This is a genomic window from Acetivibrio straminisolvens JCM 21531, from assembly GCF_000521465.1.
GTDB lineage: Bacteria > Bacillota > Clostridia > Acetivibrionales > Acetivibrionaceae > Hungateiclostridium > Hungateiclostridium straminisolvens.
Window position 1 is genome coordinate 1 of record NZ_BAVR01000124.1, and the last position, 2,639, is coordinate 2,639.

The following is a 2,639-nucleotide window of genomic DNA, read 5'->3' on the forward strand; positions in this document are numbered from 1 at the left end:
CAAAGCGAAGCAGAAGATTTTATTCAATACCCATGGCATTTTCCGAAAGCTTTTGAAGGGTGGAAGAACTGGACGAGAAATATTTGGGAAGCTGCTGCTTTGGATTTGACTTAAGGGCCATGCAGCATGAAAGGCTCTATACGAGGCTTTATATATCCTAGTGTTAATAATTCTGTACTGCATTGTTATTTATTTTTTAAGGAAGGTGAAACTTATGAATTATGTCAAAATCGGCGTGGGCGGTCCGGTAGGATCGGGCAAGACCGCCTTATAGAAAAATTGACAAGAATATTGGCAGATTCCTACAGCATCGGTGTGGTTACCAACGATATATACACAAAAGAGGATGCGGAATTTTTAATAAAGAACAGTGTACTTCCCAAGGAGAGGATAATTGGAGTGGAAACAGGCGGCTGCCCTCATACGGCTATTCGCGAGGATGCTTCCATGAACCTTGAGGCTGTGGAGGAACTGGTACAGCGGTTCCCTGACATTCAAATTGTATTTATTGAAAGTGGGGGAGACAATCTTTCCGCAACTTTCAGTCCGGAACTAGCCGATGCCACCATATATGTCATCGACGTGGCCGAAGGTGACAAAATTCCCCGAAAAGGCGGCCCGGGAATAACCCGGTCGGATTTATTGGTCATAAATAAAATTGATCTGGCTCCATACGTGGGAGCAAGTCTTGAAGTAATGGAAAGGGATTCAAAAAAGATGAGGGTGAGAAACCTTTTATATTTACCAATTTGAATACAAATGAAGGTGTGGATGAGATTATCGATTGGATTAAAAAAAGTGTCCTTTTGGAAGGTGTGTAAATCATGAAGAATAAATTCGGAAAAGAAAGCAAGCTGTACATAAGAGCAAAGGTTTTAAACGGAAAAACATATCTTCAGGAGTCGTATTTCACAGCACCTTTTAAAATCGCCAAACCCTTTTATGAAGGACATGGAGGATTTATGAGTCTTATGGTTATGTCTGCTTCGGCGGGAGTTATGGAGGGTGACGATTACAGGATTGAAGTGGAATTGGACAGAGGCGCAAGAGTGAAACTGGAAGGCCAGTCCTACCAGAAGATTCACCGGATGAAAAATGGAATGGCAACGCAGTACAACAGTTTTACCCTTGCAGACGGAGCGTTTTTGGATTATGCCCCCAACCCCACCATACCTTTTGCCGACTCGGCATTCTATTCAAATACAGAATGCAGGATGGAAGAAGGCTCAGCTTTTATCTATTCGGAGATACTAGCCGCGGGCAGGGTTAAGAGCGGTGAAATTTTCCGGTTCAGGGAATATCTCAGCGGGATAAAGATTTATTACGGTGGGGAACTGATTTTTCTTGAAAATCAGTTCCTTTTTCCCAAAGTGCAGAATCTTGAAGGAATCGGATTTTTTGAAGGTTTTACACATCAGGCGTCAATGGGTTTTTTTGGCGAGCAGATAAGCGATGAACTTATTGATAAACTTTATGTAATGCTTACGGCCATGGAGGATGTCCAGTTCGGCTTGAGCAAAACGAAGAAGTATGGCTTTGTTGTTCGGATTCTCGGAAATAGCAGCGATAGGCTGGAAAGCATTCTAAAACTGATTAGAAATGAAATTATTGTCTCTTCAAAATAAATTCAGGATAAATTATAAAATTAGACTTGCCTTTTTTTGTACAAGAGTATGCAAACTTGGCAATAGAGACCATATATTGTTTGCGGAAATACCCTATGGTATCTCCAATCGTTTCGAGTATCAAGGTTCTCTTTTTAGAGACCCTGAAGAGTTCAAGAAAAGTATAGGTCATAAAAGAATTGAGGCATTTTCAAGATCATTGATTTTATCTTCATATCTGTATACGTAATAGTTATCGTCTCCTGCTGTAACTGTGCAGGTTTCGTTACTACGTATATGGGTGGCAAATTCTTTGACATTAGTCTTAATGCCGCCTGGGTAAATCATACAATTGGGTTTTATTCTTCCAATGGTATGATACCCTCTATTAAGAGCATGAAGCATCAATTTTCCTGATGTATACCAAGCTTCTTGACTTTTTGTCCAAAGAACTGCTTTTTAAGATAGAGCTTAAAGTTAAGTGGTAAGGAGTACTCGGAGATTTTGTAATGGGAAGTAACTACACAGTGATGACTGTGAGAATGATGAAAGTCGAGGCCTTCGATTTTCTTAGTAGAATTGTCTTTTTTACTCAATGAGTCATTAGAAATATTCTTGTTTCCCTCGGTGGTTATTATGCCTGAAACCATATTAACTATATGGTTCTTCAAAACTCCGGAAATAGGAAGCTTTAGTAAATTTATATAATCGATTACTTCCTGGCTTTGTTCTATTATTATATCAGGCATAAGTTTGACCCCCGTGGAAATAGTTTTTTATCTTGTCAATTCAAAACTACCACATTTGGTCTACTTATGCTTTTGTTTTGCCATTTTATTGGTAATACAATTTATTACTTTTTACTGCACAACACAAATATTTTTAATTAACACTTAGAAAAATCTTCTTTTACAGTTTTTGCGATTGATTATGGTATAGTAAGCATTGAACAATAGTACTTAATGGAACTTTGAATATTTACTAATGAAAACAGTTTAAAATAGCTTTAACCTCTCAATAGATACAAGATACTTA

1 protein-coding gene and 2 pseudogenes are annotated in these 2,639 nt (G+C 38.4%); 2 read left to right on the forward strand and 1 reads right to left on the reverse strand.

Going from position 1 to position 2,639, the window contains the following annotated elements; genetic code table 11:
• The first annotated feature begins 214 nt into the window (after window positions 1-214).
• Window positions 215-821: pseudogene (ureG, locus tag JCM21531_RS16840) on the forward strand (urease accessory protein UreG).
• A gap of 3 nt (window positions 822-824) precedes the next feature.
• Complete coding sequence (locus JCM21531_RS16845; protein WP_038291545.1) at window positions 825-1,625, forward strand: urease accessory protein UreD; 801 nt, start codon at window positions 825-827, stop codon at window positions 1,623-1,625.
• Here the strand turns inward: JCM21531_RS16845 and JCM21531_RS16850 are convergent.
• Window positions 1,606-2,353: pseudogene (locus tag JCM21531_RS16850) on the reverse strand (hypothetical protein). The gene JCM21531_RS16845 and the pseudogene JCM21531_RS16850 sit on opposite strands and share 20 nt — an antisense overlap.
• Window positions 2,354-2,639: the final 286 nt, after the last annotated feature.